The following is a 26,354-nucleotide window of genomic DNA, read 5'->3' on the forward strand; positions in this document are numbered from 1 at the left end:
AGGTCACGTCATGGACAAATTCGGCAAATCACAATCGGTCAAACGGGTTGAGGATCTTCGGTTTCTGACCGGCCATGGGCGCTATGTGGATGACATCGCGCCGCAGGGGGCGTTGCGGGGTTATGTGCTGCGATCGACCGTGGCCCATGGTGTTGTTGCCGAATTGGACGCCTCGGATGCGCGAGGGGCCGAGGGTGTTCATCTGGTCCTGACCCTCGCCGATCGGGAGGCTGAGGGGCTTGATGTCGCCATGGGGGCCACGGTGGTCACCAACCGCGATGGCACCAAAGGGGCCGCCCCCGAACGCCCAATCCTTGCGCGCGACCGTGTGCGGTTCGTGGGGGAGCCTGTGGCGTTCATCGTGGCTGACACGTTGGCACAGGCCCGCGACGCGGCAGAGATGATCGTTTTCGATGTGGATGACCTTGAGGCCCATGTGGCGCTCAGCCCTGGCGGGGCGTCTTTGCACGCAGAGGCCCCCGACAACATCGCCTTTGATTTCGGACTGGGCGATGAGGCGGCTGTTGCCGCCGCCATGGACGGCGCGGCCCATGTGGTGACCGTTCCTGTCGAAGACAACCGCGTCATCGTCAATTCCATGGAGCCCCGTGGCTGCTATGCCGAACCCGAAGGCGAGAACAGGCTGCATGTGTCGGTCAATGGTCAAGGCGTCTGGGGCACACGGGACAACATGGCGCGGTTTCTCAAACTGGACAAAACGCAAGTGCGCGCGACGAACCCAGACGTGGGCGGCGGCTTTGGCATGAAGGCCATGGAATACCCCGAGACATTTCTAGTGTCTTATGCCGCGCACAGATTGGGCCGCCCCGTCGCGTGGATGTCGGACCGGTCCGAGGCCATGCAAAGCGACAATGCAGGCCGTGATCTGAACTCGACCGCGACCTTGGGGTTTGACGCCGATCACAGGCTGGTCGCCTACCGCGTGGATACAGTGGCCAATATGGGGGCCTATAATTCCGAATACGCCCAGCCCATCCAGACGGAGCTGTTTTCCAAGGTTCTGCCCGGCGTCTACGACATCCAGACCGTCTATATGCGCACCCTTGGCGTCTACACAAACACCACGCAGGTCGACGCCTATCGAGGGGCCGGCCGGCCTGAGGCAATCTATGTGCTTGAGCGCGCAATGGATGCCGCTGCGCGCCAGATGGGGGTTGATCCGTTCGAATTGCGGCGGCGCAATTTCATTCGTCCCGACCAGTTTCCCTATATGTCCGCCACGGGCCAACCCTATGATGTGGGCGATTTTGACCGCGTGTTGACCCGTGTGATGGGGCAGGCGGACGTGGCTGGATTTGTCGCCCGTCGGGCTGACAGTGTTGCGCGGGGGGCGTTGCGTGGGATCGGTCTGTGTTACTATATCGAAAGTATTTTGGGCAATCCTGCTGAAACGTCTCGTGTGGATTTCAACAAGGATGGCACTGTGTCGATATTTGTGGGCACCCAAAGCAACGGTCAGGGCCATGAGACTGTTTTCGCACAGTTTCTGGCAGATCAGACGGGTATTCCAGCCGACCGGATTGCCGTGATCCAAGGCGACAGCGATCTGATTGCGACAGGCGGTGGCACCGGCGGGTCGCGCTCTGTGACGGTGCAGAACACGGCGACCTTGGCTGCTGTTGAGGTCATGATCGAAGGCTTCACCGCATTCTTGGCAGAGGCCGAGGGCGTGCCTGCCACAAAGGTCTCCTTTGATGATGAACGGTTCCGCATTGCAGGGTCAAACCTGACCCCAACCATGCTTGAGGTCGCTGATATGGCCCGCGATGCGGGCCGTGATGATCTGTTGAGCATCTCAAAACGGATCAAACTGGAACAACGCAGCTTTCCGAATGGGGCCCATGTTTCAGAGGTGGAAATCGACCCCCAGACCGGTGTTGTCACCGTCGAGCGCTATACGGTGATTGATGATTTTGGCAATCTTATCAACCCGATGCTGGCCGAAGGGCAAGTCCATGGCGGCGTGGCCCAGGGCATCGGTCAGGCGCTGACGGAACGGGTTGTGTATGACGAAGATGGCCAGCTGCTCACTGCATCGTTCATGGACTATGCCATGCCGCGTGCCGATGATGTGCCTATGATGTATTTTGACACAGAAGCCACGCCGAGCCTTTATAACCCTATGGGCATGAAGGGCTGTGGGGAGGCCGGAACCGTTGGCGCGCTGGCCGCGATCACCAATGCGGTGCAGGACGCGGTGTGGGACGTCGGGGTGCGGGGCGTACAGATGCCGTTTACGCCGCACCGAGTTTGGCAGATGATCAACGCTGCGAAAGGGGGCGCCGCTGCTTAGATGGCTGCGATCTCTGCTGGGGCGGCAGCCCCACCCCGAAGGAGGGGCGGGCCGCAAACGCGGGGCGGCGACCCATGTGGTCATTCTGGACGGCACCATGTCGACCTTGGCGGACGGATGCGAAACCCATGCAGGTCAGCTTTACAAGCTGTTGCTTGAAGTAGGACAGCGCGAAAACCTGACCCTCTACTATGAACCGGGCATTCAGTGGCACACGTGGGGCGCTACGTTGGACGTGATGCAAGGCCGTGGGATCAATCGGCAAATTCAACGGGCCTATGGGGCACTGGCTTCGCGGTATCGCGCCGGTGATGAAATCGTGCTGGCGGGCTATTCGCGCGGGGCCTATGCGGTGCGGTCTTTGGCGGGGGTGATTGATCTGGTCGGGCTGGTGCAGCCCGAACATGCGACCGAACGCAATGTCCAACTGGCCTACCGCCACTATCGTCGGGGCGGACGTGGCCCTGCCGCTGCTGCCTTTCGACGTAAGTTTTGTCATCCCTCGGTTGAAATTGAAGCCGTCGCCGTTTGGGACACCGTCAAGGCGCTGGGCCTGCGCCTGCCCGTGATCTGGCGCTGGAGCCAAGTGGAACACGCCTTTCACAACCACGCACTCGGCAGGTCTGTGCGCAACGGCTTTCACGCGTTGGCGATTGACGAAAGTCGGGAGGCCTATGCGCCGGTGCTCTGGTCATCCCCGCCCGGCTGGTCGGGCCATATGGAACAGGTCTGGTTTCCCGGAACCCATGGGGATGTGGGGGGGCAACTGAACGGATATGAACCTGCACGTCCCTTCGCCAATCTGTCGATGGTCTGGATGTTGGAACGGCTCACGGCCTGCGGGCTCCCCTTGCCGGACGGATGCATCGGGCGTTTTGACACGGATGCCACCGCGCCCTCGACAGGGAAATGGCGGGGCTGGTCAAAGCTGTTTCTGACACGGCGGGCTCGGAATGTCGGGCGCGACCCGTCCGAACGGGTCCACGAAAGTGTGGACCTCCGAAGGCGCGCCAAGTCAGGTGCGGTCCCTGCGGGTGAGCGGGCCTAAATTTCCGGAAATTTAGACCCGAGATCAAAATTCCGGAATTTTGATCAGCCCTAAGCCACGTTTTGCAGGGCTGTTTTGGGGGTGATCCCCAACGCATGACAAATGTCGCGGGTCAGTTCCGGCTTGTTCAATGTATAGAAATGAAGGTGGTCGACTCCTTCGGCGCACAGATCATCGCACAACTCGGTCGCGTGGGCGGTGGCCAGCAAATCCGCGCTGTCGGTGCCCTCTGCGCGGTCAAAGGCGTCTTGCAGCAACGCGGGGATGTGGGCACCGCAGGCTTTGGCAAACCGCTGTACGCCGCTCCAGCTTTCGACGGGCAGGATGCCGGGCAGGATGGGGGCCGTGATGCCCGCATCCGCGCAGGCATCGCGGAAGCGCAAAAATGTATCGGCTTCAAAGAAAAACTGGGTGATGGCGCGGGTGGCGCCTGCGTCGATTTTCGCCTTGAGGTGGTCGATGCAGGCCTGCGCGTTGGTCGCGTCCGGATGGGTTTCGGGGTAGGCGCCCACGGTCACCACAAACCCACGATCGGCCAGCGCGCGGGTCAGGTCGATGGACCCGTCAAATCCGTCTGGGTTGGGCTGAAAGCTGTGCGCGCCTTTGGGGGGGTCGCCGCGCAGGGCCACGATGTGCGAAACACCTGCGGCCTTGTATGTCTGTGCAATCTCAAGGGTTTGCGCCCGTGTGGCATCCACGCAGGTCAGATGGGCCGCCACGTTGAGGTCGGTGGTTTTGGTGATCGCTTCCACGGCCTCGTGGGTCAGTTTACGGGTGGTGCCGCCCGCGCCATAGGTCACCGACACAAAAGACGGGTCCAGCGGCGCCAAGGTTTGCACACAGTCCCACAGCCGAAAGGATGCGGGCAGGGATTTGGGCGGGAAGAATTCAAACGAAACGGATGGCGCGGGCATGATGGGGGTCTCCAAAAGGTTGCTCCTTTATCGAGGATCGGCATATATGAGGCAAATTCATAACTTTCACGATCATCATGAGGTTCCCCTCAAATGCATATCGAGTTTCGACACCTGCGCACGATCAAGGCCATTCATGACACCGGCGGTCTGGCCCGGGCGGCTGACATGCTGGGGATCACGCAATCCGCGCTGAGCCATCAGATCAAAGGGATCGAGGATCAGGCGGGGGTTGAGCTTTTCGTGCGCCGGTCCAAACCCCTCAAACTGTCGGCGGCGGGGCAGCGCTTGTTGGCCGCAGCCAACCGCATCCTGCCTGAGGTCGCAGCCCTTGAGGCTGAATTCAACGGTCTGGTTCAGGGCAGCGCGGGCCGCATGCACATCGCCATTGAATGTCACGCCTGTTTCGAATGGCTGTTCCCCGTGCTGGAGGATTTTCGCAAGACATGGCCCGATGTGGATGTGGATATCCGCCCCGGTCTGGCCTTCGATGCGCTGCCAGCCTTGCGCAAGGAGGCGGTGGATCTGGTCGTGTCGTCTGACCCCGAAGATGTGCCCGGCACCACCTTCATCCCGCTTTTTGATTATGAACCGGTTTTTGTGGCCTCGGCCCAACATCCGCTGGCGCAAAAGCCGTTCGTTACGGCAGAGGATTTCCGCGATGAGACATTGATCACCTATCCGGTGGATCAGGCGCGGCTGGATGTGTTTTCACAGCTTTTGATGCCTGCGAAAGTGCAGCCCAAAGAGGTGCGGAAGGTCGAACTGACAGCGGTGATCTTGTTGCTTGTGGCGTCCAATCGCGGGGTGGCGGTGCTGCCTGATTGGGTTGTGCGGCAGACAGCCTATGGGTCCGATTATGTGACGCGGCCCCTGACCGAAACCGGCATCACGCGGCGTCTTTATGCGGCTGTGCGCGATGACGAAGTTGATCTGCCCTATGTGTCCCATCTGGTGCGCAAAGCGCGGCAAGAAGCCGTGAAATTGCAGCGCACCTAAGCGGCCTGTTGGCGTTCCAACTGGGCGGCGGCGGCGTCCAGCGGAATGGCCGGACTGAACAGATATCCTTGCGCCATCACGCAGCCCATGTTGATCAAATCGCGGCTTTGGCTTTCGGTTTCGACCCCTTCGGCGATGACGCTGACGCCCAGACCCGACGCGATGCTGAGGAACCCACGCACCAGAACATCCGATGTCGGATCCTGGCCGAGGCCTGCCACAAAACTGGTGTCGATCTTCAACTCATCAAAATCGAGCTGGCTGAGGTGATGAAACGACGCAAATCCCGTGCCGAAATCATCCAGTGATACGCGCACCCCAAGGGCACGGAAGGCCGCGATGGAGGATTGGATGGCCTCTGCCGCGCGGGCGATGAAGACATCCTCCGTAATCTCAAACGTCAGGTGTTTGGCCGTGTCCGGATGCCGTTTGACGATCCGCGCAAGGTCTTGGCAACCGGTCAGGGTCGCCAGTGCAATTTCGGGCACGTTGAACGACACATGCCCTGGATCAAGGCCACGATCCAACAGGGCCTGCACGTCATCAACGACCTGACTGGCCATGAGGGTCATGAAGTCACCTTGCAGGCCGAGTTCGTTAATTTGCGCAATGAAATCATCGGGCTGACGCAGGGTGCCGTCGGGATGCCGCCAGCGGGCCAAGGCTTCAAACCCGATGATCTTGCCGCTGGGAAGGTGAATTTTGGGTTGGTAAAACGGCTGGATCGCATTGGTCGACAGGGCCTCGATCAGGGCTTGTTTGTCTTGCGGGGACATCCGTGGGGCAAAGCTTGCGGCGTCAAACAGGACCGGATTGCTGTTGGGGGAGGATTTGGCCGCAAACATCGCCTGATCGGCCGCAGAACACAGTGATTGCACGGTGTCTTCCAGCGCAGGCCGGTCCTCTGACGTCATGGCGACGCCGATACTTGCATTGATCTTGAGGGTGCGCTCGTTCCACTGGATCGGGCCTTTGATGGCCGCATCCAGATCCCATGCAAAATCAATTGCGGCGTCGCCGTCGGGCAAATCATGTATCGCGCAAATAAACTCATCCCCGCCCAGACGCCCGACGATCCCATGGTCCGCGACACGTCGGCGAACGCGGGTGGCGGTCTCGATCAGCAAACGGTCACCGGCCTCATGGCTGTAGGTGTCATTGATGGGTTTGAAATTGTCGAGATCAATGAGGACCACCGCGATTTCGCCGCCTGTCAGGTTCCGATCCGTCAGCATTACATGCAAGGCCGCATCAAAGGCCGGACGGTTCAGCAGACCGGTCAGCGGGTCCAGCCGCTGGTTTTCTTCCAATTGGTTTAAACGTCGCGCAGATTCGGCCTGTGCGGCAAAAAGGGCCCGTTCGGTGGCCAGATGATGCCGCAGACTGTCGATCGTGGCGTAGATGAACAGAAATACGAAACCAAAGGTGATGCCCCATTCCGTCAAGGTCGATCCCGTGGGCGGTGTGCGGGAAAATTCGAAAACCGTCATCACCGTCATGGTCATGGAAGGCACCAACAACGCGAACAGGAATACCGGATGGCGCGACCAAATATTGACGGTATAGACCTGTATCCCCAAGACCCACAAAAGGGCCGCAATCTTGATCGCCAGTGACGGGTCCGTCGCCATGTAAAGTGCAGGCAGGACATACATGATGTTGTTGATCGTCGCCAACCCCAAAGCGGCCAGCAAAAGGTGGTCCTTTGTCCAATGACGAAAGGGCGTTTTGCGGTGAAACAACCGGATGACCATCAGTTCTGATGCCACAAGCCAGCCCATGATCAGGACGGCGGGCAGGACATAGCCCTTCCAAGCGATAATCACACAAACGCAAAAGCCGGACAGCAATTGCAAAGGGATGTCACGCGTGCTGAGGGTGCCAATCGCTGCGAAATGGGGACGGATTGCAACGGCAATGCGGTCGATCATCATGGCCCCAACGTTATGCTCGCGTGTTCGTTGCCGCCACTATGCCCCGTCTCCCCAGGGATATTGAAGTGTCAATTGACATGTTTGGCGCACAAAGCAGCCCCTTGTCGGTCAATCGCGCCTCGCCTATACGCGCCACGAACAATGGGCGCGGCAATCCGGCCCCCGCCTGAAGGAGACGACAATGGTGACCAGCGCGAATCTTAACGTCATGATGAAAACGGCCCGTCGTGCAGGCCGCGCGTTGCTGAAGGACTTTACCGAGGTCGAGAACCTGCAGGTGTCCAAGAAGGGCCCTGGTGACTTTGTGACCCGTGCCGACCGCAACGCCGAAACCATCATCCGCGAAGCCCTGATGGAAGCCCGCCCGACCTATGGGTTTCTGGGCGAAGAGGGCGGCGCGATCGAGGGGGAGGACCCGACCCGCCGCTGGATCGTGGACCCCCTTGATGGCACAACGAATTTTCTGCACGGCATGCCCCATTGGGCAGTGTCTATTGCCTTGGAACACAAGGGTAAAATCGTCACTGGCGTGGTCTATGACGCGGCCAAGGACGAGTTGTTCTTTGCCGAAAAAGGCGAAGGCGCTTGGATGAATGAAACGCGCATCCGCGTGTCAGGCCGCAACCGTTTGGCCGATGCGGTTTTTGCGGCCGGTCTGCCGCCGGATGGTGGCCGTTACCTGCCCGAAATGCTGCGCGATCTGGGCCGTCTGATGCCCGCGTGTTCCGGCATGCGACGCAACGGTGCCGCCGCGTTGGATCTGTGCTGGGTGGCCGCTGGCCGGTTTGAAGGGTTCTGGGAATACAACCTGAAATCCTGGGACATTGCCGCTGGCATCATCATCGCACAAGAGGCAGGGGCCTTTGTCGAGCCACTGATGCCTGAGGGTGATTTGCTGGGTGATGGTCACATCATCGCAGGTGCTGAGCCGATCTTTGAACAATTCGCCCGCGTTCTGCGCAAGGGCTGATCACTGGTCTGACGGGTGGTTCACGCCGTCATGCCACGGGATATCGCCGTGGTCTGGCAGATGCACGCCCTCAATTCCGGCCATGTTGACCCCGTATTCATCGGGATTGGATCGCCGCTGATGGTGGGTATAAACACCGCAAATTTTGCAAAAGTGGTGTTTGGCCGTGTGGGTGCCAAAACTGTAGACCGACAGGGCGTCGGCACCTTTGACGACCTCAAGATCGGGCAGCATGACGGTGGCGGCAGGCACACCGCGACGGCGGCAAAAGGAACAGTCGCACCGCCGCGCATGCGACAAGGGTTCGGCCAAAGTCACGCGCAGTTCAACCGCGCCGCAGTGGCAGGTCACGCGGGTCATGAGCGCACCTTGGAAAAATCGGCAGGCTGATAGTTGCGCCCGTCCAACCACGGCATCGGATCGTGGTCGGCGGGGTTCACGCCCTCAATCGCGCCAAGGTTCACGGCATAGCCTTCACGCGGGTCGGCGTGTTGGTGGTGGGTGTAGATGCCGCAGTGCGAACAAAAGAAATGTTCCTCCTGCCCCGTGTTCCATTGATAAAGCGTGAGGTCTTTTTCGCCTTGCACAATTTCAAGGTCACCGGCCCCCACGAAGACCACAGCGGGGCCTCTTTTTGCACAAAACGAACAATCGCACCGTCGCGCGTTTGACACCGGTTCCTTTAGGGTCACGCGCAGTTCAACCGCACCACAATGGCAGGTGACGCGGGTCATTTTCGCCTCCGGATCACGGGCACGTTCGACGTGGGATAGCGTGTTTCGGGGTGGGGCGGATGCCCGTCTGTGCGGTCCCAATAGGCCGCAGCCCCCCGCCGCAGCCACAGCGGGATCGTCATCAAGAACCCAGCGATAAAGCCCCCTACATGGGCCCAATAGGCGGTGCCACCCCCGTTGAGGTCACTGCCCAATCCGTTGAACACCTGCAGCGCCATCCAGACACCCAACACGATAAACGACGGGATCGGGAAGATGCGAAAGAAGATGATGAAAAACACAAAAATATCGACCTTGGCTTTGGGAAACAGCAACAGATAGCCGCCCATAACACCCGCAATCGCCCCAGATGCGCCGACCATGGGGATTTGCGACAACGTGTCTGGCAAATACTGGATGTAGGCTGCGGCAAAGCCGGACAGAACGTAGAAAATGGCGAAGGGAATGTGCCCCATCTCATCTTCCATGTTATCGCCAAAAATCCACAAAAACAGCATGTTACCGGCCAGATGCATAAAGCCGCCGTGCAAAAACATATGGGTGAAAAAGCCGGTAAATCCTTCGCCGTTGGCAAACAGGATCGGCCAGAAGGCGTAATCATAAAGGAATTGATTGGAGGCCCGCACGTCTTGCAGGGCGCCATATTGCCACGCAAACACCGCCACGTTGATCGCGATCAACAGGTAGGTGACGTAGGGAATGCGGGCGGACGGATTGTGGTCGCGGATTGGAAACATGGGGCAACCGTCCGCCAAGGGCGGCGGACGGTCAAGTGGTTAATCGCGGCTGCCGCCCACGTCCGCCAAAAGCGCGGCATTGCCGCCTGCGGCCGTGGTGTCGACGCAGACGTGACGTTCCTGCAGCACATGCCCCGCATCCAGCGGGCCGGTGATCAGCGGCACGATCGGACCCGTGCGACGGGCCAGCGCCTGTTCATAGCTGCGCGCGGTGGCTGTGTCGCCGTCAAAGACCACCGCCGCACAGGTGAGGACCTCAAGCGCATCGGGGGTGTCCACCGTGGGTGTGATGGCGATGCCGCCAAGGGCGCGCACGGCCTCTGCCTGCGCGCGTGCGTCAGGGCCAAGGCAGGCGATGGGGCCACGCGGGTGGGTGGCCAGACGGTTGGATTCGCCCGTGGGGCCGGGCAGATCGGCGGGCTGCGGCTGCGCGGCGGGCCGGTCGCAGGTCCACGCAAAGCGCGGCATATACATCGGCCCGCCAGCCTTGGGGCCCGTGCCGGACAGGCCTTCGCCCCCGAAGGGCTGGCTGCCCACAACGGCCCCGATCTGGTTGCGATTGACGTAGATGTTGCCCGCATCAATCCGGTCGATCACATGCTGTACACGGTCGTCAATGCGGGTGTGCAGCCCGAATGTCAGCCCGTAGCCCGTGGCATTGATGTCCTCGATCACTTGATCAAGTTGCGTGGCCTTGTAGGTGGCGATGTGCAAGACAGGGCCGAAGATTTCCCGTTTCAAGTCCGCGATCCCGTTCACCTGAAGGGCCGTTGGCGCCACATAAGTGCCCGCATCGGGCGTGTCGAGGGCGTGGATCACGCGGCCTTCGGCGCGGGCCGCGTCGATATGGTCCTGAATGGTTTTGCGGGCGGCCTCATCAATCACGGGGCCCACATCGGTGCTGAGATCCCACGGATTGCCCAAACAAAGCGCGTCCATCGCCCCTTTGAGCATGGGGATGACCGTGTCGGCGATGTCCTCTTGCAAATACAAACACCGCAGGGCCGAACAGCGCTGTCCTGCGGACTGGAACGCCGATTGCACGATATCACGGACGGCGTGTTCGGGCAGGGCTGTGCTGTCCACGATCATGGCATTCAGCCCGCCGGTTTCCGCAATAAGAGGCGTTCCGGGCGCACAGTGCGCGGCCATGGCTTCGCGGATTTTTAGGGCCGTCGCGGTGGAGCCGGTGAAAGCCACACCGTTGATCTGATCGGAACGGGTCAGCGCCGCACCAACATCGCCGCCGCCCGGCAACAGTTGCAGCGTTTCGGCGGGCACGCCTGCGGCGTGCATCAACTGCACCGCGCGGTGCGCGATGAGGCCCGTTTGTTCGGCCGGTTTGGCCAGCACCGCATTGCCCGCAGCAAGGGCCGCGGCGATCTGGCCCGTGAAAATCGCCAGTGGGAAATTCCAAGGGCTGATGCAGGTCCATGTGCCGCGCGGGGTGGGGTGGCGGGCCTCGGCCTCGGCCGCGTAATAATGGAGGAAATCGACCGCCTCACGCACTTCGCCCACCGCATCGAGCATGGTTTTGCCCGCCTCACGATGGAGCATCGCGAAGAATTCTTCGGCGTGGTCTTCATAGGCTTGCGCGATGCGCCGCAGCACAGCGGCGCGGCCCGTGGCGTCCGTGTTCCACAGGCGGGCCGCTGTCAGTGCAGCGGCCACGTCTTGGGGCGTGGCAGGGGTCACGTGGCCCACGATATCGCCCGGCTGGCTGGGGTTTTTGACCGGTTGTGCCGTCGGATTTGAGTTTTTTTGGCCAGATGAAGACAGGGGACCAGCCTGCCATTGATGGGTTTGGTACACGTTGCGGGTCTGGTCAATCGCGTCCAGCGTCGGGCGGTGCGTGATATCCCAACCCCTTGCATTGGCGCGGTGGGGGGCGAACAGATCAGGACCCTTGGGCAGGTCGGGCAGGGTGCCGATCTGGTCGAAGGGGTCTGCGGCGACGATCGCAGCGGGCACGTCTTCGTCCACGATCTGGTTGACGAAGCTGGAATTCGCGCCGTTTTCCAACAACCGCCGCACGAGGTAGGCCAGAAGGTCTTCGTGCGCGCCCACGGGTGCGTAGATGCGGCAGCGGGTGCCGTTGTCTTTCAGCACGATTTTATGGAGGGCTTCGCCCATGCCGTGCAGGCGCTGGAATTCGAAGCTGTCCTTGGGACAGCCGCGCGCCATGTGCAGGATGGCCGCGACCGTATGGGCGTTGTGGGTGGCAAATTGCGGGTAAAGGACGTCCCTGAGGCCAAGCAATTTGCGCGCATTGGCTATGTAGCTGACGTCTGTGTGGGCCTTAGCGGTGAAGACGGGAAAGCCGGGCAAGCCCAAGACCTGTGCGCGTTTGATTTCCGCGTCCCAATAGGCGCCTTTCACCAGACGCACCATGATGCGGCGGCCCGTGCGGCGGGCAAGGTCCGCCAGCCAGTCGATGACAGCTCCAGCGCGCGGCCCGAAGGCCTGAACGACCACGCCAAAGCCGTCCCAGCCGTCCAACGCAGGGTCTGAGACAACGGCTTCGATCACGTCAAGGGACAGGGACAGGCGGTCGGCCTCCTCTGCGTCGATGTTGAACCCTTGGCCTGCGGATTTGGCCAGCATCGCCAGAGACCGCAGGCGCGGCACGAGGGTGGCCAGAACGTCGGCGCGCTGGCCCTCTTCGTAGCGGGGATGCAGCGCCGAGAGTTTGACCGAGATGCCGGGGTTTTCCGCGACCGTGCCGTGGGTGCAGCTGGCCGCAATAGCCGAGATCGCGCGGCTATAGGCAAGGTGATAGGCACGCGCGTCCGCGTCTGTGCGCGCGGCTTCGCCCAGCATGTCGTAGCTGTAAGTGAAGCCCAGTTTTTCCATGCCCGCCGCCCGCGCCATGGCTTTGTCGATGTCTTCGCCCAGTACAAATTGACGGCCCATTTCGCGCATGGCGCGGGCCACGGCGGATCGGATGACAGGCTCGCCCAGACGTTTGACCGCACGGCGCAGGGGCTGGGCGAGGCCGCGGTCGTCGTCCAAAACGCGGCCCGTGAACATCAGCGCCCAAGTGGAGGCGTTGACCAGCGATGACGAGGATTTGCCAAGGTGCGTGCCCCAATCGGAGGGGGCGATTTTGTCTTCGATCAGCGCATCGATGGTGGGGGCGTCGGGCACGCGCAACAGGGCCTCCGCCAGACACATCAGGGCCACGCCTTCGTCGGTGCTCAGGCCATATTCGGCCAAAAAGACCTCCATCAGGCCGGGATCGGATTGGGTGCGGATGCGGGTCACAAGACCGGCACCAGCGGCGGCAATGTCGCGTCGGTCCGTTTGGGTCAGCGCCGCACGATCCGCGAGGACGTGGACGGTGTCCATCTCATCGGCCAAATAGGCGGTGTCGATGGCATGGCGCAGCGGGGATGTAGTGTCTTTGGGCATGGGGCACCGGTTCCAAAAGGGTTGCAGAGTAGGCAGGAGGTGTGGTCAGTATATCGCAAGTAATGATGGATGATTTTCCGTCAGATGAAGGCGGCGCGGTCATATTGACTAAATTAGAGGGTGTTTCATGGTCGATCTGACTTCTGAGCTAGACGTATTTGATCGCAAAATACTGGATGTGATCGCGGTCGATGGTCGAATCACGGTGACGGAGCTTGCGCAACGCATCGGGCTGTCCAAATCGCCAACACAGGCGCGGTTGCGCCGGTTGGAGGAGACGGGCGTGGTGCGTGGCTATCGCGCGCAGTTTGATCCCATACAGCTGGGCCGCGACCATGTGGCCTTTGTCGAGGTGAAGTTGAGCGATACAAGAGAGGCGGCACTGGCCGCCTTTAACCGTGAGGTCACGCGCATTCCGGAGATTGAACAATGTCATCTGATTGCGGGCGCATTTGATTATCTGTTAAAGGTGCGGACCAGCGGGATGACGTCCTACAGGCTTGTTTTGGCGGAACGAATTTCCACTCTGCCCCATGTGGCGAACACATCGACCTATGTGGCGATGCAAGCGGTGAAAGAGGATGTCGTGGCCCCGCAACCGGGCACAGGTTGACGGAAGCCGCCTGTGGGCCATCCTTAGGCCCATGAGATATGCAACCCTGATAACATTAACCGCCAGGTCTGTGGCGGCGGATTGCCCTGAGGGGCAGGACTACACGGCACAGATCGCGGCCCTTGTGGCGCAAATGCAGGTGGCCCCCGATGAGCGTGCTGCACGGGCTTTGTCTGGCCAGATGTGGGAAATCTGGCTTGATGCGCCGGATGCTTTGGCGCAAGGCATGCTGCAAGAGGGTGTCGCGCTGTTGCGGATGGGCGATACCAACGCCAGCCGCGCGGCCTTAACGGAATTGATCGATTACTGCCCTGAGTACGCCGAAGGCTACAACCAGCGCGCCTTTGCAGCGTTTTTGTCGGGCGATTTTGAGGGGGCCTTGATCGATCTGGACCGCGCGATCGTGTTATGACCCCAGCATTTGGGCGCGTTGACCGGCAAGGCATTGACGCTGATCGAATTGGACCGAAACGAGGAGGCGCAAGAGGTCTTGCGCGCCGCGCTTCGGATCAATCCATGGCTGGCGGAGCGCGCGTTGCTAGACGGGCCCCTCGACCGCGATATCTGACTGGACGCCGCCTGCGAATTCCCTATGGTCGGGCGCGTTGCCCGCGTGGTGGAATGGTAGACACTGGAGACTTAAAATCTCTTGGCCTTTGGGCCGTGCCGGTTCGAGTCCGGCCGCGGGTACCACGTTGCTTTTGCACAGCAAAAGCAACGGCAGCATCGCACCACCGCAAGCGGCAGTCGTTCTGCAAGAACGATGAGAGCTTGCCGGGCTATAAGCCGCGTCCTTGGCCGCATGTCACCCTATCTTCCGGCTTTTCTATCCCAAATACGCATCCACCGGAGGCTTGTGTCGGAGCCTCCGGCGGGGATATTTTTGAGACAAAGAAGAGCCGCGCTGCGCCTTATTGCAGGCGGGCGGCGCTCAAGGCGATGGCTTGCTGGTACACCGTTGCGGCATTCCATTCGTTCAAAACGCGGAAGTTGGTGGTGCCTTCTTGAAACGATTGCCCCGGCTGCCAGCCTTTCTGGCGCAGGAAGTTGGCCGTGGACGCAAGGCTGTCGGCCACGGAATAGAGATCAACACGACCATTGCCGTCGGCGTCCACACCGTAGCGCAGGGCGTTCCCAGGTAGGAACTGGGTGTGGCCCATCTCGCCGTGGGCGGCGCCGCGCTGGTTTGCGGCCAGCCCGCCACGGTCCACCAGCACAAGGGCTGCAATCGCGTGGGGCGTGAAGAATGCCGACCGGCGGCAGTCGTAGGCGACGGTCGTGATGCTGTCGACCACGGGCGTGTTGCCCATGGTGCGGCCAAAGCCCGTTTCCATGCCATGGATGGCCAGCAAAATGCCCGCAGGCACGCCGTAGGCGCGTTCCAGATTGGCAAAGAAGGTGGCGTTCTGGTCGCGTTGGCGGCGCATCTGGCCTGCAAAGCTGTCCAGTGATCCAAGGCGGATGCGGATAAAGTCGTTCAATTCATAACGCACGCCCGTTTGGTTCCGGTCCGCGTTGATGGTGGATTGGGAATATTGCGCGTTGGCCAGCGCCTGAAGGCCGGCAGCACCGACACCTGCGGCGGCGGCCTCTTGTGCGAAGGCTTGTTTCCAAGCGGCAAAGCCCGAACTGTCGTTGCCACAAGGGGCTGCGAGGGCGGTTGTGGACGTCAGGGCAAGGGCTACGGCGGCAAAAAGGGAACGCATGAGATACTCCAGGAATTAAGGTTAACCGGAGGTTAGCACGATTGCGCCCGCTGTTAAGTCAGGATTTGCGGACCCCGTCGTGCGAACCTTCCGCAGATCCGGTGGAACATATGGGGCGTGCTGCGGGTTGGATGTGCAATACAGAAAGGACCTACCATGAGCGCACCGCAAACAAACCTTGAGAAACAAGAGAAACGTCATTGGGGCCCCATTGTGGGGATCACATTGGCCTTGATCGTGGCGGTTGTCGCCGCCGTCTATTTTATCGGCGCGGACGAAGTTGAAAACGACGCGGTCGATCCCGACGGCACACCGGATGCCGTTGTCGAACAGGCGGACGATATGGACGCCACATCGGGCGCGATTGAGACCGACCGTGAAATCGACGAAGCGATGGACGAAGCCCAAGAGGCCGACAATTAATTAATCGCGGCGTCCGGCGAATTTTTCAGCCCATTCCTCGCGCTGATCATCGCTGATTTTACCAAAAAGGTTGTCCGGTACGGAGAAGGGATGCCCTTCCTTTAGCGCCACGACAGCCTTTTTCATGTCTGACGGCCAGTCTGTATCAAGCGTATTCATCGCCGACAGCAATTTGCCCGCAGCCGTTGGAATGAAGGGCGCAGACAGAACCGCGTAGATGCGGATCAGGTTTAGGGCGAGGCGGATTTGCGCCGCGGCCTGATCGGGGTCTTCCTTGAACACCGCCCAGGGGGCTGCGGCCTGCAAATATTCGTTGCCAGCCGCCCACATGGCGCGCAATTCGGCGGCAGCTTTGCGGATTTCGATGTTGTCCATCGCGGCTTCATAGGCTGCCAGACGGGTTTGCAAATCGTCGATGAGAGCGGTTTCAGCTTCACCGAAGGTGCCGCCTGCAGGCACCTCCTCTGAGAATTTGGACCGGCAGAATTTGGTCACGCGGCTGACGAAATTGCCCAGCACATCGGCGAGGTCCTTGTTGCAGTCCGTCTGGAACTGGTCCCACGTGAATTCACTGTCAGAGGTTTCCGGCGCACGGCTCAGAAGCCACCAGCGCCAGTAGTCTGCGGGCAGAATCTCCAACGCTTGATCCATGAACACGCCGCGTCCGCGCGATGTGCTGAACTGGCCGCCGTCATAGTTGAGATAGTTGAAGGATTTAAGGTAATCGACCCGTTTCCAAGGCTCTCCCGATCCGATGATCGTGGCGGGGAAGGACAGGGTGTGAAACGGCACGTTGTCCTTGCCCATGAACTGGGTGTAGCGCACGTCATCTGCGCCCTTGTCCGTACGCCACCAGCGCGCCCAATCGTCGCCTTTGCCTGCATCGACCCATTCTTGGGCGCAGGCGATGTATTCGATGGGGGCATCAAACCAGACATAAAAGACTTTGCCTTCCATGCCGGGCCAGTCGTCGTCGCCGCGTTTGACAGGCACACCCCAGCTCAGGTCACGGGTGATGCCGCGGTCTTGCAACCCGTCGCCGTCGTGCAGCCATTTCTTGGCAATCGACGTGGTCAGCACCGGCCAGCCTGTCTGGCTGTCGATCCATTGGTCAATGTCGTCTTTGAGTTTCGATTGCAGCAGATAAAGGTGCTTTGTCTCACGCATTTCCAGATCGGTAGAACCGGAGATGGTGGAATGCGGATTGATCAGATCGACAGGGTCCAGCAGCTTGCCGCAGTTGTCGCATTGATCGCCGCGCGCGTCTTCAAAGGCGCAGTTGGGGCAGGTGCCTTCGATATAGCGGTCGGGCAGAAACCGTGCGTCCGCATGGGAATACATCTGCGCCTCGGAGCGTTCTTCGATCAGGCCGTTGTCGGCCAGAACGCCAGCGAAATGTTGGGTCAGCTTGCGGTTTTGGTCGGATGAGGACCGGCCGTAGTGGTCAAACGACAGCCCGAATCCATCCGCCAGATCGGCCTGCACCTGCCACATCTCAGCGCAGTATTCATCCACCGGCTTGCCCGCCTTCGCCGCTGCCAATTCCGCAGGGGTGCCGTGTTCGTCTGTGGCGCACAAAAACAGCACCTCGTGACCACGGCCCCGCAGATAGCGGGCGTATAAATCTGCGGGCAGCTGGCTGCCGATCAGATTGCCAAGGTGCTTGATCCCGTTGATGTAGGGAATGGCGGAGGTGATGAGGTGGCGGGCCATGGGGTATACGTCCTTTGCTTCACAGCGCGGTTTAGCCGACAGGATGCGGGAGGGCTAGGGGGTGCGCGTTCACCGTTCGCGCGATTTGCCCAGCAGCCGTCCGATGATGAAGGACGTGCGCGGGGCGTAGACGTAGGGGGTGCGCTCGTCGCGTGTTTCACGGACTTTCATGCGGCCTAGGCCGAAGACCACCAGCAGGAGATGTCCGGCGGAGATAAAGATGAACAGCGCCTCGGGCCCGAAGCCGTCGATCAGGCGTGATGTCAGCCAAGGTGCTGCGATGGCGCCTGCGGCGTAGAAAAACATCAGCGCGGCGGACAGTTCCACCCGTTCGTCCGATGTCGCAAAATCATGGGCATGGGATGCGGCGACCGAATAGATCGGGAAGGTCGTGAACCCAAAGAACGCAGCGGCCGCCATGATACCGACGGTGCCGATGCCGGACGACGCCACGGTGATCGCACAGGACGCCACAGACGCCACCGACAGCCAGACCAGAACCCAGCGGCGGTCGTATTTGTCGGCCAGCCAACCTGCCGGATATTGCGCGATGGCCCCGCCTGCCACGAAGGCCGCCAAAAACAGACCGATCTGGCTGGCAGCCAAGCCGACTTCTTGTCCATAGATCGGGCCGACCATTCGGAACGACGCGCTGGACAGGGCCGCGACCAGCACAGCAGCGACGGCCAGCGGTGACATCTGCCACGCAAGTCTGGGCCGCAAGCGTGGGGCAGCGGGCGTTTCTGGCTGCGGCACGCGGGTCAGGGCGAGGGGCAGCAAAGATGCGCAGCACAAGATCGTCAGCAGGTTGTAGGCCACATAGGTTTCCAGCGACGCCAAGGACCCGATCATCAACTGCGCCACAAGCGATCCGCCCATATCCACCACGCGGTAGGTGCCCATGGCGCGGCCACGGTTCTCGTTGGTCACTTTGGCCTGAAGCCAGCTTTCGATGACGGTGTAGCACCCGGCGATACATATTCCCGACCCGATGCGCAAAAACGCCCAGACGGTCGCGTCAAAGATCAGGATATGGCCCGCTATGCCGATTGCACCCATGGCCGTGAACACCGCAAAGGCGCGGCTGTGACCCACGGTGCCCATCAAACGCGGTGCCCACCAGCAGCCGATAAAGAAGCCCAAAAAGTGCATCGAGCCCAGAAAACCCACGTCGCCGCGTGAAAATCCGGCCTCAAGCCCGGTCAAAGCATCCAGTGGCCCCACGCCGCCCGACGACAGCTGCAACAGCAAGGCCGACAAAAACAAAGCCGCAAAGGAAATCAACAGGCGCATACCGCAATAAGCGATTGAGTCGCGTCAAATGACCAGCGGTTATTGCCCTGTGTCGCTACACAAACTGTCAGAGACGGACACATAGCTGGTGTGGCCGGTGAAGCGGTGTTCGCCCGCGCGCAAACACACAAGCGCGCCCTTGGCGGGATGCACCAACTGGCTGGGCAGAGGGATGTCGCGTGTCTGGCCCTCAACCGTGACGCGCAGCACGATCCGCTGGCCGGTCTCGGAGGTCAGGGGCAGGACGTCGCCCGCCACGCCTGTGACGTAACGTGCGTTGGTGACGTTGTTGAGCGCCAAGAAGCCATAGATCGCGGCAATCCCGATCAAGAGGGCCCAACCGCCCCAAAATCCGACGTCGCGCAGCCTCATGCGGGCCAATTCGCCGCTCAGACGGTCGTGGGTGCTTTCAGGGGCATCATGCATAGCACCACAATAGGCAGCCCGCCCCCCTTGTGAAGCCCCCCCCTTGTGAACCCGAATGTGGGGGCTATTGTCCGAGGCCTTGGACACAGGCGGAAAGGACAGACCATGAAACAGATCGAATTGGGGCGCACGGGGATCATGGTCAGCGACTGGTGCTTGGGCACGATGACATACAGCCGGCAAACCCCGCAAGAGGACGCGCACCGCCAGATCGATATGTCGCTGGACGCAGGCATCAATTTTCTGGACACCGCCGAGATGTACCCCGTCAACCCGATCCTGAAGGAGACCGTGGGCGACAGTGAGAGGTGTATCGCTGCGTGGATAAAGGCCTCAGGGCGGCGCGACGATGTGGTGATCGCCACGAAGGCCGCCGGTGACATGGCGATGGCACGTGGGGGCGAAGGCTATGGTCCGGACAATATTCTGGATATTCTGGACGGCAATCTGGAACGATTGGGCACGGATTACATCGACCTCTACCAGCTTCATTGGCCCATGCGCGGATCCTACATGTTCCGCCAAAACTGGACATTTGACCCATCCGGCCAAGACCGCGCGCAGGTGGTGGATCACATGGCAGGCGTGTTGGAAAAGTTGAAGGAGGCGCAGGCGGCAGGCAAGATCCGCGCCTTTGGGCTGAGCAACGAAAGCGCATGGGGCACGACGAAATGGATCGACATCGCAGAGCAGATCGGCGCGCCGCGCGTGGCGTCGGTGCAGAATGAATATTCGCTGCTGTGCCGGCTGTATGACACGGACATGGCCGAGGTGTCCCACAACGAGGACGTCGTGTGTTTTTCCTTCTCGCCCTTAGCGGCGGGTCTGTTGACGGGCAAATACGCCAACGGGGCGATCCCCGAAGGATCGCGCATGTCCATCGGGGCGACCCTGGGCGGGCGCAACCAGCCCCGCGCCCACGAAGCCGTGGCCGCCTACAAGGCTGTGGCAGACAAACACGGGCTTGACCTGGCGCATATGGCGATGGCGTTTCAACGGTCGCGCCCGTTCAAAGTAAGCGCGATTTTCGGGGCCACCACGTCGGAGCAGTTGCAGCATCTGCTGGCAGCCTCGGACCTTGAACTGACCGCTGAGGTCTTGGACGACATCGACCAGACCCACCGCGCCCATCCGATGCCGTATTGACCAAAAGGAGCGGCTGCGCCGCGTTGTTTTTATAGGTGCCTTTGGCTGGGGTGAGCCCATCACGGAGGGCCGTTTTCTTATACTGAAAACGACCCTCCGGGGGGAGTTTTTCGGGCCAGATGAAGCAGGGGCGTCAGGCCGTCAGATCGACGCGGAACCTTGGGCCGGTGCCTGTGATTTCCTCCAGAATATCCATGGCGCGATAGCTGGCGATGGCTGTGGCGTTTCCTGCGTCTGTGCCGATGGTGAGGCGCGTGGCCCCGATGGCGAGAGCGTGGGACTTGGCGGCGGTAATCAGGGCGGAACCCACGCCTTTGGCGCGGTAGGGTTCCACAACATAGAGGTGGTGGATATCAAGCCGCAGTTTCGCGTCATGGATGACCATTGTCGGCGTCAGGCCTGCGTAGCCCACGGGTGTGCCCTTTGATGTGGCGATCAGCGCTGTCGCGCGGTCTGTGGGGCCAAAGAACATGTCTTGCAGGTCTGACAGATTGGCCGCAGCGTCATCCCCGTGAAAGGCGCTGAGGGCTTTGATCATCGTCAAAATGGCCGGCAGGTCTGCCGGGCGGGCGGGAGTGATTGTCAGGTCAGGTAGGGTCATGGTCCCGTGTGCTTTGGCCACCTCGGCGCATATCAAACCACGCCGAGGCGGCGGGTTGGTTTTGTTAAGGTGCGAAAAAGAAAACCGGCCGCCGGATTTAGGGGGCGGTGATAAAGTACAGCTGATGTGTGTCGGTTTTCATGAAGGCGGGTGTCGCCTTTGTGGGCTTGTCTGTCAACAGATGCGCAGTAAGGTCGCCGCACCAAGGGAGAACCACCATGCCACTGACCATGAACCGAGACGTCTTTATCACCGCAGCCGTGACCGGGTCGGGCAGCACCCAAGACCGCAGCCCGCATGTGCCGCGTTCACCGCAACAGATCGCGGACAGCGCCATTGATGCGGCCAAGGCTGGTGCTTCTGTGGTCCATTGCCATGTGCGTGATCCCGAGACCGGTGTGCCATCTCGCCGATTGGAATTGTACCGTGAGGTGACGGACCGCATCCGGTCGGCGGATGTGGATGTGGTGTTGAACCTGACCGCAGGCATGGGCGGCGATATCGTCTTTGGCGGGGTTGAGGCCCCTTTGCCTGTGGTGGAGGGCACCGACATGGTCGGGGCCACCGAACGTGTGGCCCATGTGGCCGAATGCCTGCCTGAGATTTGCACCCTTGATTGCGGCACGATGAACTTTGCCGAGGCCGATTATGTCATGACCAACACGCCAGGTATGTTGCGCGCCATGGGGCAGATGATGACCGATCTGGGCGTAAAGCCCGAGATTGAGGCCTTTGACACCGGTCATTTGTGGTTTGCAAAACAGCTGGTGGCCGAGGGTATTTTGAAGTCCGATGCCTTGGTGCAGCTGTGCATGGGGGTGCCTTGGGGCGCGCCAGATGATCTTAATACCTTCATGGCGATGGTGAACAATGTGCCGGACGATTGGACGTTTTCGGCCTTTGGTCTGGGGCGGTCGCAGATGCCTTATGTGGCGGCCTCCGTGTTGGCGGGGGGCAATGTGCGCGTGGGGTTGGAGGACAATCTGATGCTGGATCGCGGCGTGCTGGCGACCAATGCGCAGCTGGTTGAACGCGCGCATGGCATCATCGAAAACCTTGGCGCGCGGGTCATTGGCCCGGCGGAGGTTCGTGAAAAGCTGGGCCTGACCAAACGCGCGCCCAAAGGGTGAGGGGGCTTATCGTATTGGCGGTTTTGGCCGGATGTGCCGCACCTGCCGGACCTGAGGTTTTTGGTGTGACCATGGTCGAGGAAACGACCTGCATCGGGCTGGGCGGGCGCATCGTTGTGGGTCCAGACGGGGCGACGTGTCAGGGGGTGGACGGATGACGCGTTTTGCGATCTGCGCGCTGTTTGCGCTTGCGGGCTGTGCGGCGGATCAGGTGGTGGCGCCGCCCGCCGCCGATGTGTCCTTGCTGCGCACTCCTACGGCCAATCTGGGATCGCAAGCGGATGTGGTGGCGCAGGATTTGGCGGGGGACTGGACTGTCCGGCAGGCCGCCCTGGGGACGTGGCCCAACGGGCAAACGGCTGTGTCCTTCGCAGCCAATGGGCAGGATTTGATCTTGGTCACGCAGGGCGTCGTGTGCGCCTCGGCAGACCTGTGTGAGGCCGAGACGGTACAAGTGCCCTATGTCCAGACCCTCGCTGGACGGTTCCGTGCGCAAGATGCGGTGCCCGCCGCCCAGCCGTCTGAAATCTGGGTGTACTGGATGGATTTTGACGACCGCACCATGGCCATCGGCAACCCAAACGGTGGCTTTGTGGCCATTCTGGATCGCGCCGCAACTGGGGGCGCGGACAGGATCACCGCCGCACGGGACATTCTGGATTGGTACGGATATGATCTGTCAAAACTGAGGAGGGTTGAGCCATGAAGCGGTTCATTTTGACGGGCACCGTGATCTTTGGCCTTACGGCCCGTGAACAGATGGGCGGGTTCAATCTGGGCGGCGCCGCGGGCGCGCCCGTATGACCGGCTGCGGGGGGTGGTTTTACTGAATTCTTCGTCCTTGGGTCCTCCATGTCGTTTGAAGACTGCCGCGCGCGGGGCGGGATCATCATCCGCGATCAGGGCAGTCCCATGGTTGCCTGCGATCCGCGCGTGCGGCGCGCGCCAGTGCCAGCCGATGAATTCGACCATCCTGGATCGCCCGTGCCGCAAACGGACCAGACTGCGGCGGGATAGGCTTGACTTGCCCCCCATGTTGGCTGCGACATGCGCGCAGGGCCAATGGGGGAGGACAGGCATATGACACAGACGGCAACGATCATCGGCGGCGGGGTCATTGGCGGCGGCTGGGCTGCGCGGTTTTTGCTGAACGGATGGAATGTGCAGGTCTTTGACCCTGACCCGCAGGCGGAACGCAAGATTGCCGAGGTGCTGGACAACGCCCGCGCGTCGCTGCCCGGCCTCTATGACATGGCCCTGCCTGCCGAAGGCCGGTTGAGTTTTCATGACGATATGGCCGATGCTGTTAAAGGGGCCATTTGGATTCAGGAAAGCGTGCCGGAACGGCTGGACCTGAAGCTAAAGACCTACGCCACCGTGCAGGCCCATTGCGCGCCTGAGGCTGTGATCGGGTCCTCGACCTCGGGGTTCAAACCGTCTGAGCTGCAGGAGGGGGCCGCGCATCCAGACCAGATCGTCGTCTGCCACCCGTTCAACCCCGTCTACCTTTTGCCCCTGATTGAGGTCGTGGGCACGTCTGCCAATGCCGACCGGCTGGCCGAAATCGAATCCACCTTGCGCGGTCTTGGCATGTATCCCCTGATGGTGCGCCGCGAAATCGACGCCCATATCGCGGATCGGTTTCTTGAAGCCGTCTGGCGAGAAGCCTTGTGGCTGATCCGCGACGGTATCGCCACGACCGAGGAGATCGATGAGGCGATCCGCATGGGCTTTGGCCTGCGCTGGGCGCAGATGGGCCTGTTTGAAACCTACCGGATCGCGGGGGGGGAGGCCGGGATGCGCCATTTCATCGAGCAATTCGGGCCGTGTCTGTCCTGGCCCTGGACCAAGCTGATGGATGTGCCGGAGCTGACCGATGATCTGATTGACCAGATCGCCGATCAGTCGGACGCGCAATCAGGGCAGTATTCGATCCGCGAATTGGAACGTCACCGCGACGCGAACCTTGTGGGCATGATGCGGACCCTTAAGGCGCGCGATTGGGGGGCAGGGGCGGTGATGAACCTGCACGACAAAACGCTGAACCAGCGCGGCCAGATCGCGGACCGTTTGCAGGACGTGGCCGATATCACGCGGCCCGTGTTGACCGTGGACCGCGCCGTGCCGATTGATTGGACCGATTACAACGGCCACATGAACGAGGCGCGCTATTTGCAGGCCTTCGGGGACGCCACCGACCGGCTGATGCTGATCGTGGGCTGTACGCCAGACTACATCGCCTCGGGGGGGAGTTACTTTACCGCCGAGACGCACATTCGCCATCTGGATGAGGTTCACGCCGGGGCGCGCATCCGCGTGGAAACGCAGGTGCTGGCTGGGGCAGGCAAGAAGATGCACCTCTTTCACCGCATGTACGAAGGTGACCGGCTGCTGGCCACGGGCGAACATATGTTGATCCACGTGAGCCTCGAGACCCGCCGCGCCAGCGACCCAGCCCCTCAGGTGGCCGACCCGTTGGCCCGTCTGGCCACAGCCCATGCCGCCCTTGATCTGCCCGAGGGGGCGGGTGCCGCCGTGGGCAAACGCGGGTGAACCGCGTTCTGGTCACGGCAGGCGCATCAGGCATCGGGTTTGCCATGGGCCAAGCCTTTGCCGCTGTGGGCTACGATGTCTGGGTGACGGACGTGGATCAGGCCGCACTGGACGCCTGCCCACTTGCGTGGACCGCGCGGAAGGTCGATGTGTCAGATGACGACCAGATGCGCGGGCTTTTTGAACAGATCGCAAGTGCTGGTGGCGTGGATGTTGTCTGCGCCAATGCCGGTATCGCAGGCCCCACCGCATTGGTCGAGGACGTCGCGTGGCACGATTGGCAGACCTGCCTGAACGTGACCCTTGGCGGGGCCTTTCTGACGGCGAAATATGCGACCCCCTTGATGAAGGCGCGCGGGTCGGGCGCGTTGATCCTGACCTCATCCACAGCCGGTGTCTTTGGCTACCCCAACCGTGCCCCCTATGCGGCGGCCAAATGGGGCGTCATCGGCCTGATGAAAACACTGGCCATGGAACTCGGCCCTTACGGCATTCGCGCCAACGCCATTTGCCCTGGTGCGGTCGAAGGCCCCCGGATGGAGGGCGTTTTGGCGCGGGAGGCTGTGGCCAAGGGCATGACCCGCGATGATGTCTATGCAGGCTACGCCGCAGGCACATCCATGCGGACCTTTGTGCGCGCCGAAGACATTGCCAATATGGCTGTGTTTTTGGGGTCTGAGGGGGCCGCGCGGGTCTCAGGACAGGTGATCAACGTGGACGGACACACCGAAAACCCGGACCCCAAGCCGTGATCTAACGGCACAGTTTGCGCAGTTTGCCCAAATGGGTGGCAAGGTCACGGGGGGTGATCGTCGCCTCACGCACCAGCAAATCGAAATGCCGCGTCAGCAACTGCACACGGTCCGTGTCGCGAAAGGCCAGATAATTCTGACCCAGATAGATCACACCCAACAGCGGGCCGAACACCGTCACCGGCGCAGAATATAGCCTGCGGGCATCAAACAGATGCAGCCGCAATGTCGGGTACAAATCCTCATGAAGCTGTTCCATATGATCCAGCTGCTCATGTCTCAGATCCGCAGGCACGCCCGCATAATACCCCGTTCCGGCGGCGAAACTTTCCAGTTCATAAAGGGGCAAGGCGATTTCGTAGTCTGATTTCGCGGCCTCCATCAGCGCCAAACGGTCGGCGGAGGCGCCGATTGCCTGTTCTGTCGACCGCCCCAACTGCGGCCCGTATTCCCAGCGCAAAAGATCGGGCCGTTTCATCATGTCGGGCAAACCTGCGGGGACGTGCCGGATTTTGTAGCCCGCGGCCTCACGGTGCCAGTCGAATATCTGCTCATCAATCAAGGCGCGGGGGGCTTTTGTGACCTCCATCGAGGCCGCGACCAGATCGCTTGCGCTTTCGGGGCGGTCGGTCAGCCCCAAAAGCCAATCCGCCGAAACACCCAAAGTGGACGCACAAGACGCCACCACCTGCGCATTGGGCAGACGTGCGCCGTCCCCTGACAAAAGCTGTGACACGGTCGATCGGTCCACCCCGATGGCCCGCGCAAGGCCCGATTGCGTGGCATTGGCCCCGTCCATGGCCGTGGCAAGCCGCGTCCGGAACACAGCGGCACGATCCCGTTTGTCTAATATTTCCAACATATGTTTGATTATATCATCATTTGCAGGCTTTGCTAACCATTTCCGGAATTCCAGCCCCCGCGTCGCCCTGAAAAG

General features: G+C 61.1%; 27 protein-coding genes and 1 tRNA gene. 16 read left to right on the forward strand and 12 right to left on the reverse strand.

All coding sequences use genetic code 11. The annotated features are described in order from the left end of the window. The first annotated feature begins 10 nt into the window (after positions 1-10). Both ACTG36_RS07165 and ACTG36_RS07170 read left to right on the forward strand, forming a co-directional pair. Positions 11-2,314, forward strand: a complete 2,304-nt coding sequence (locus ACTG36_RS07165; RefSeq protein WP_439141858.1) for a xanthine dehydrogenase family protein molybdopterin-binding subunit — start codon at positions 11-13, stop codon at positions 2,312-2,314. Next, positions 2,289-3,362 carry a DUF2235 domain-containing protein gene (locus ACTG36_RS07170; protein ID WP_375281610.1) on the forward strand — a complete coding sequence of 358 codons (1,074 nt, stop codon included), beginning with the start codon at positions 2,289-2,291 and terminating at the stop codon, positions 3,360-3,362. The genes ACTG36_RS07165 and ACTG36_RS07170 overlap by 26 nt, the downstream gene beginning before the upstream one ends. A gap of 50 nt (positions 3,363-3,412) precedes the next feature. Here the strand turns inward: ACTG36_RS07170 and metF are convergent, their stop codons facing one another. After that, positions 3,413-4,276 (reverse strand): methylenetetrahydrofolate reductase [NAD(P)H], encoded by an 864-nt coding sequence (gene metF / locus ACTG36_RS07175; RefSeq protein ID WP_375281609.1) that lies wholly within the window; start codon positions 4,274-4,276, stop codon positions 3,413-3,415. A 93-nt stretch (positions 4,277-4,369) separates the two neighbouring features. Between metF and ACTG36_RS07180 the strand changes: the two genes are divergently transcribed. Further along, complete coding sequence (locus tag ACTG36_RS07180; RefSeq protein ID WP_375281607.1) at positions 4,370-5,275, forward strand: LysR family transcriptional regulator; 906 nt, start codon at positions 4,370-4,372, stop codon at positions 5,273-5,275. On the opposite strand, the gene ACTG36_RS07185 is transcribed toward ACTG36_RS07180, so the two are convergent. After that, positions 5,272-7,209, reverse strand: coding sequence for a putative bifunctional diguanylate cyclase/phosphodiesterase (locus ACTG36_RS07185; protein ID WP_375281606.1), 1,938 nt, complete (start codon positions 7,207-7,209; stop codon positions 5,272-5,274). The genes ACTG36_RS07180 and ACTG36_RS07185 overlap by 4 nt on opposite strands. 181 nt (positions 7,210-7,390) lie before the next feature. Here ACTG36_RS07185 and ACTG36_RS07190 point away from each other — a divergent pair, with 181 nt between their 5' ends. Continuing rightward, positions 7,391-8,179, forward strand: coding sequence for an inositol monophosphatase family protein (locus tag ACTG36_RS07190; protein ID WP_375281605.1), 789 nt, complete (start codon positions 7,391-7,393; stop codon positions 8,177-8,179). Here the strand turns inward: ACTG36_RS07190 and ACTG36_RS07195 are convergent, their stop codons facing one another. The 4 genes from ACTG36_RS07195 to putA are packed head-to-tail and all read right to left on the reverse strand — an operon-like array spanning position 8,180 to position 13,061. Continuing rightward, positions 8,180-8,539 carry a GFA family protein gene (locus ACTG36_RS07195; RefSeq protein WP_375281604.1) on the reverse strand — a complete coding sequence of 120 codons (360 nt, stop codon included), beginning with the start codon at positions 8,537-8,539 and terminating at the stop codon, positions 8,180-8,182. Next, positions 8,536-8,913: a GFA family protein gene (locus tag ACTG36_RS07200; RefSeq protein WP_375281603.1), complete on the reverse strand. Its 378-nt coding sequence runs from the start codon at positions 8,911-8,913 to the stop codon at positions 8,536-8,538. Before ACTG36_RS07200 ends, ACTG36_RS07195 begins: the two co-directional genes overlap by 4 nt. Next, positions 8,910-9,650: a rhomboid family intramembrane serine protease gene (locus ACTG36_RS07205; protein ID WP_439141861.1), complete on the reverse strand. Its 741-nt coding sequence runs from the start codon at positions 9,648-9,650 to the stop codon at positions 8,910-8,912. The genes ACTG36_RS07200 and ACTG36_RS07205 overlap by 4 nt, the downstream gene beginning before the upstream one ends. A 39-nt stretch (positions 9,651-9,689) precedes the next feature. Beyond that, the gene (putA, locus tag ACTG36_RS07210) at positions 9,690-13,061 is read right to left on the reverse strand and encodes a bifunctional proline dehydrogenase/L-glutamate gamma-semialdehyde dehydrogenase PutA (RefSeq protein WP_375281601.1); all 3,372 of its coding nucleotides are present in this window, start codon (positions 13,059-13,061) and stop codon (positions 9,690-9,692) included. A gap of 127 nt (positions 13,062-13,188) precedes the next feature. On the opposite strand from putA, the gene ACTG36_RS07215 reads away from it, so the two are divergent. The 4 genes from ACTG36_RS07215 to ACTG36_RS07230 all read left to right on the forward strand — a co-directional run bounded on the left by ACTG36_RS07215 (position 13,189) and on the right by ACTG36_RS07230 (position 14,367). Continuing rightward, on the forward strand, positions 13,189-13,674 hold the full coding sequence (locus ACTG36_RS07215; RefSeq protein WP_375281600.1) for an Lrp/AsnC family transcriptional regulator: 486 nt from the start codon (positions 13,189-13,191) through the stop codon (positions 13,672-13,674). 31 nt (positions 13,675-13,705) lie between these two features. Continuing rightward, the gene (locus ACTG36_RS07220) at positions 13,706-14,086 is read left to right on the forward strand and encodes a tetratricopeptide repeat protein (protein WP_439141864.1); all 381 of its coding nucleotides are present in this window, start codon (positions 13,706-13,708) and stop codon (positions 14,084-14,086) included. Positions 14,087-14,095: 9 nt separating this feature from the next. Further along, positions 14,096-14,242 (forward strand): tetratricopeptide repeat protein, encoded by a 147-nt coding sequence (locus tag ACTG36_RS07225; protein WP_375281598.1) that lies wholly within the window; start codon positions 14,096-14,098, stop codon positions 14,240-14,242. 39 nt (positions 14,243-14,281) lie between these two features. Further along, positions 14,282-14,367, forward strand: a tRNA-Leu gene (locus ACTG36_RS07230). A gap of 218 nt (positions 14,368-14,585) precedes the next feature. Here the strand turns inward: ACTG36_RS07230 and ACTG36_RS07235 are convergent. Further along, the gene (locus tag ACTG36_RS07235) at positions 14,586-15,380 is read right to left on the reverse strand and encodes a lytic murein transglycosylase (protein WP_375281597.1); all 795 of its coding nucleotides are present in this window, start codon (positions 15,378-15,380) and stop codon (positions 14,586-14,588) included. Positions 15,381-15,536: 156 nt separating this feature from the next. Between ACTG36_RS07235 and ACTG36_RS07240 the strand changes: the two genes are divergently transcribed. After that, positions 15,537-15,803 (forward strand): hypothetical protein, encoded by a 267-nt coding sequence (locus ACTG36_RS07240; protein WP_375281596.1) that lies wholly within the window; start codon positions 15,537-15,539, stop codon positions 15,801-15,803. Here the strand turns inward: ACTG36_RS07240 and metG are convergent, their stop codons facing one another. The 3 genes from metG to ACTG36_RS07255 form a co-directional block, all read right to left on the reverse strand. Then, positions 15,804-17,516 (reverse strand): methionine--tRNA ligase, encoded by a 1,713-nt coding sequence (gene metG, locus ACTG36_RS07245; RefSeq protein ID WP_375281595.1) that lies wholly within the window; start codon positions 17,514-17,516, stop codon positions 15,804-15,806. A gap of 69 nt (positions 17,517-17,585) precedes the next feature. Continuing rightward, positions 17,586-18,809 (reverse strand): MFS transporter, encoded by a 1,224-nt coding sequence (locus ACTG36_RS07250; protein WP_375281594.1) that lies wholly within the window; start codon positions 18,807-18,809, stop codon positions 17,586-17,588. 39 nt (positions 18,810-18,848) lie between these two features. Further along, the gene (locus ACTG36_RS07255; RefSeq protein WP_375281593.1) at positions 18,849-19,235 is read right to left on the reverse strand and encodes a hypothetical protein; all 387 of its coding nucleotides are present in this window, start codon (positions 19,233-19,235) and stop codon (positions 18,849-18,851) included. Between the two features lie 105 nt (positions 19,236-19,340). Between ACTG36_RS07255 and ACTG36_RS07260 the strand changes: the two genes are divergently transcribed. Then, a complete protein-coding gene (locus tag ACTG36_RS07260) occupies positions 19,341-20,381 on the forward strand; it encodes an aldo/keto reductase (RefSeq protein ID WP_375281592.1) in 1,041 nt (346 codons plus the stop codon). Positions 20,382-20,514: 133 nt separating this feature from the next. On the opposite strand, the gene ACTG36_RS07265 is transcribed toward ACTG36_RS07260, so the two are convergent. Beyond that, positions 20,515-20,982, reverse strand: a complete 468-nt coding sequence (locus tag ACTG36_RS07265; RefSeq protein WP_375281591.1) for a GNAT family N-acetyltransferase — start codon at positions 20,980-20,982, stop codon at positions 20,515-20,517. Between the two features lie 218 nt (positions 20,983-21,200). Between ACTG36_RS07265 and ACTG36_RS07270 the strand changes: the two genes are divergently transcribed. The 6 genes from ACTG36_RS07270 (at position 21,201) to ACTG36_RS07295 (ending at position 25,417) form a co-directional block, all read left to right on the forward strand. Beyond that, complete coding sequence (locus tag ACTG36_RS07270; protein ID WP_375281590.1) at positions 21,201-22,112, forward strand: 3-keto-5-aminohexanoate cleavage protein; 912 nt, start codon at positions 21,201-21,203, stop codon at positions 22,110-22,112. Between the two features lie 14 nt (positions 22,113-22,126). Beyond that, positions 22,127-22,270, forward strand: a complete 144-nt coding sequence (locus ACTG36_RS07275; protein ID WP_375281589.1) for a hypothetical protein — start codon at positions 22,127-22,129, stop codon at positions 22,268-22,270. Then, entirely contained in the window at positions 22,267-22,818 is a 552-nt protein-coding gene (locus ACTG36_RS07280; RefSeq protein ID WP_439141868.1) for a hypothetical protein, read from the forward strand. Before ACTG36_RS07275 ends, ACTG36_RS07280 begins: the two co-directional genes overlap by 4 nt. A 146-nt stretch (positions 22,819-22,964) precedes the next feature. Further along, a complete protein-coding gene (locus tag ACTG36_RS07285; RefSeq protein ID WP_375281587.1) occupies positions 22,965-23,129 on the forward strand; it encodes a hypothetical protein in 165 nt (54 codons plus the stop codon). Positions 23,130-23,192: 63 nt separating this feature from the next. Continuing rightward, a complete protein-coding gene (locus ACTG36_RS07290) occupies positions 23,193-24,665 on the forward strand; it encodes a carnitine 3-dehydrogenase (protein WP_375281586.1) in 1,473 nt (490 codons plus the stop codon). After that, positions 24,662-25,417 carry an SDR family oxidoreductase gene (locus ACTG36_RS07295; protein ID WP_375281585.1) on the forward strand — a complete coding sequence of 252 codons (756 nt, stop codon included), beginning with the start codon at positions 24,662-24,664 and terminating at the stop codon, positions 25,415-25,417. Before ACTG36_RS07290 ends, ACTG36_RS07295 begins: the two co-directional genes overlap by 4 nt. A gap of 1 nt (position 25,418) precedes the next feature. Here ACTG36_RS07295 and ACTG36_RS07300 read toward each other — a convergent pair whose 3' ends face one another. Then, positions 25,419-26,279, reverse strand: a complete 861-nt coding sequence (locus ACTG36_RS07300; protein ID WP_375281584.1) for a helix-turn-helix domain-containing protein — start codon at positions 26,277-26,279, stop codon at positions 25,419-25,421. Between the last annotated feature and the right edge of the window lie 75 nt (positions 26,280-26,354).

It is taken from the genome of Pseudooctadecabacter sp., from assembly GCF_965657175.1.
In the GTDB taxonomy this organism is placed as follows: domain Bacteria; phylum Pseudomonadota; class Alphaproteobacteria; order Rhodobacterales; family Rhodobacteraceae; genus Octadecabacter.

Coding starts and splice junctions, on each gene's coding strand:
- putA (WP_375281601.1), bottom strand. CDS start 13,061: ATGCCCAAAGACACTACATCCCCGCTGCGCCATGCCATCGACACCGCC.
- metF (WP_375281609.1), bottom strand. CDS start 4,276: ATGCCCGCGCCATCCGTTTCGTTTGAATTCTTCCCGCCCAAATCCCTG.
- ACTG36_RS07190 (WP_375281605.1), top strand. CDS start 7,391: ATGGTGACCAGCGCGAATCTTAACGTCATGATGAAAACGGCCCGTCGT.
- ACTG36_RS07200 (WP_375281603.1), bottom strand. CDS start 8,913: ATGACCCGCGTCACCTGCCATTGTGGTGCGGTTGAACTGCGCGTGACC.
- ACTG36_RS07265 (WP_375281591.1), bottom strand. CDS start 20,982: ATGACCCTACCTGACCTGACAATCACTCCCGCCCGCCCGGCAGACCTG.
- ACTG36_RS07215 (WP_375281600.1), top strand. CDS start 13,189: ATGGTCGATCTGACTTCTGAGCTAGACGTATTTGATCGCAAAATACTG.
- ACTG36_RS07260 (WP_375281592.1), top strand. CDS start 19,341: ATGAAACAGATCGAATTGGGGCGCACGGGGATCATGGTCAGCGACTGG.
- ACTG36_RS07165 (WP_439141858.1), top strand. CDS start 11: ATGGACAAATTCGGCAAATCACAATCGGTCAAACGGGTTGAGGATCTT.
- ACTG36_RS07195 (WP_375281604.1), bottom strand. CDS start 8,539: ATGACCCGCGTGACCTGCCACTGCGGCGCGGTTGAACTGCGCGTGACT.
- ACTG36_RS07250 (WP_375281594.1), bottom strand. CDS start 18,809: ATGCGCCTGTTGATTTCCTTTGCGGCTTTGTTTTTGTCGGCCTTGCTG.
- ACTG36_RS07235 (WP_375281597.1), bottom strand. CDS start 15,380: ATGCGTTCCCTTTTTGCCGCCGTAGCCCTTGCCCTGACGTCCACAACC.
- ACTG36_RS07185 (WP_375281606.1), bottom strand. CDS start 7,209: ATGATGATCGACCGCATTGCCGTTGCAATCCGTCCCCATTTCGCAGCG.
- ACTG36_RS07255 (WP_375281593.1), bottom strand. CDS start 19,235: ATGCATGATGCCCCTGAAAGCACCCACGACCGTCTGAGCGGCGAATTG.
- ACTG36_RS07240 (WP_375281596.1), top strand. CDS start 15,537: ATGAGCGCACCGCAAACAAACCTTGAGAAACAAGAGAAACGTCATTGG.
- ACTG36_RS07270 (WP_375281590.1), top strand. CDS start 21,201: ATGCCACTGACCATGAACCGAGACGTCTTTATCACCGCAGCCGTGACC.
- ACTG36_RS07205 (WP_439141861.1), bottom strand. CDS start 9,650: ATGTTTCCAATCCGCGACCACAATCCGTCCGCCCGCATTCCCTACGTC.
- ACTG36_RS07180 (WP_375281607.1), top strand. CDS start 4,370: ATGCATATCGAGTTTCGACACCTGCGCACGATCAAGGCCATTCATGAC.
- ACTG36_RS07285 (WP_375281587.1), top strand. CDS start 22,965: ATGTCGTTTGAAGACTGCCGCGCGCGGGGCGGGATCATCATCCGCGAT.
- ACTG36_RS07280 (WP_439141868.1), top strand. CDS start 22,267: ATGACGCGTTTTGCGATCTGCGCGCTGTTTGCGCTTGCGGGCTGTGCG.
- ACTG36_RS07300 (WP_375281584.1), bottom strand. CDS start 26,279: ATGTTGGAAATATTAGACAAACGGGATCGTGCCGCTGTGTTCCGGACG.
- ACTG36_RS07220 (WP_439141864.1), top strand. CDS start 13,706: ATGAGATATGCAACCCTGATAACATTAACCGCCAGGTCTGTGGCGGCG.
- metG (WP_375281595.1), bottom strand. CDS start 17,516: ATGGCCCGCCACCTCATCACCTCCGCCATTCCCTACATCAACGGGATC.
- ACTG36_RS07290 (WP_375281586.1), top strand. CDS start 23,193: ATGACACAGACGGCAACGATCATCGGCGGCGGGGTCATTGGCGGCGGC.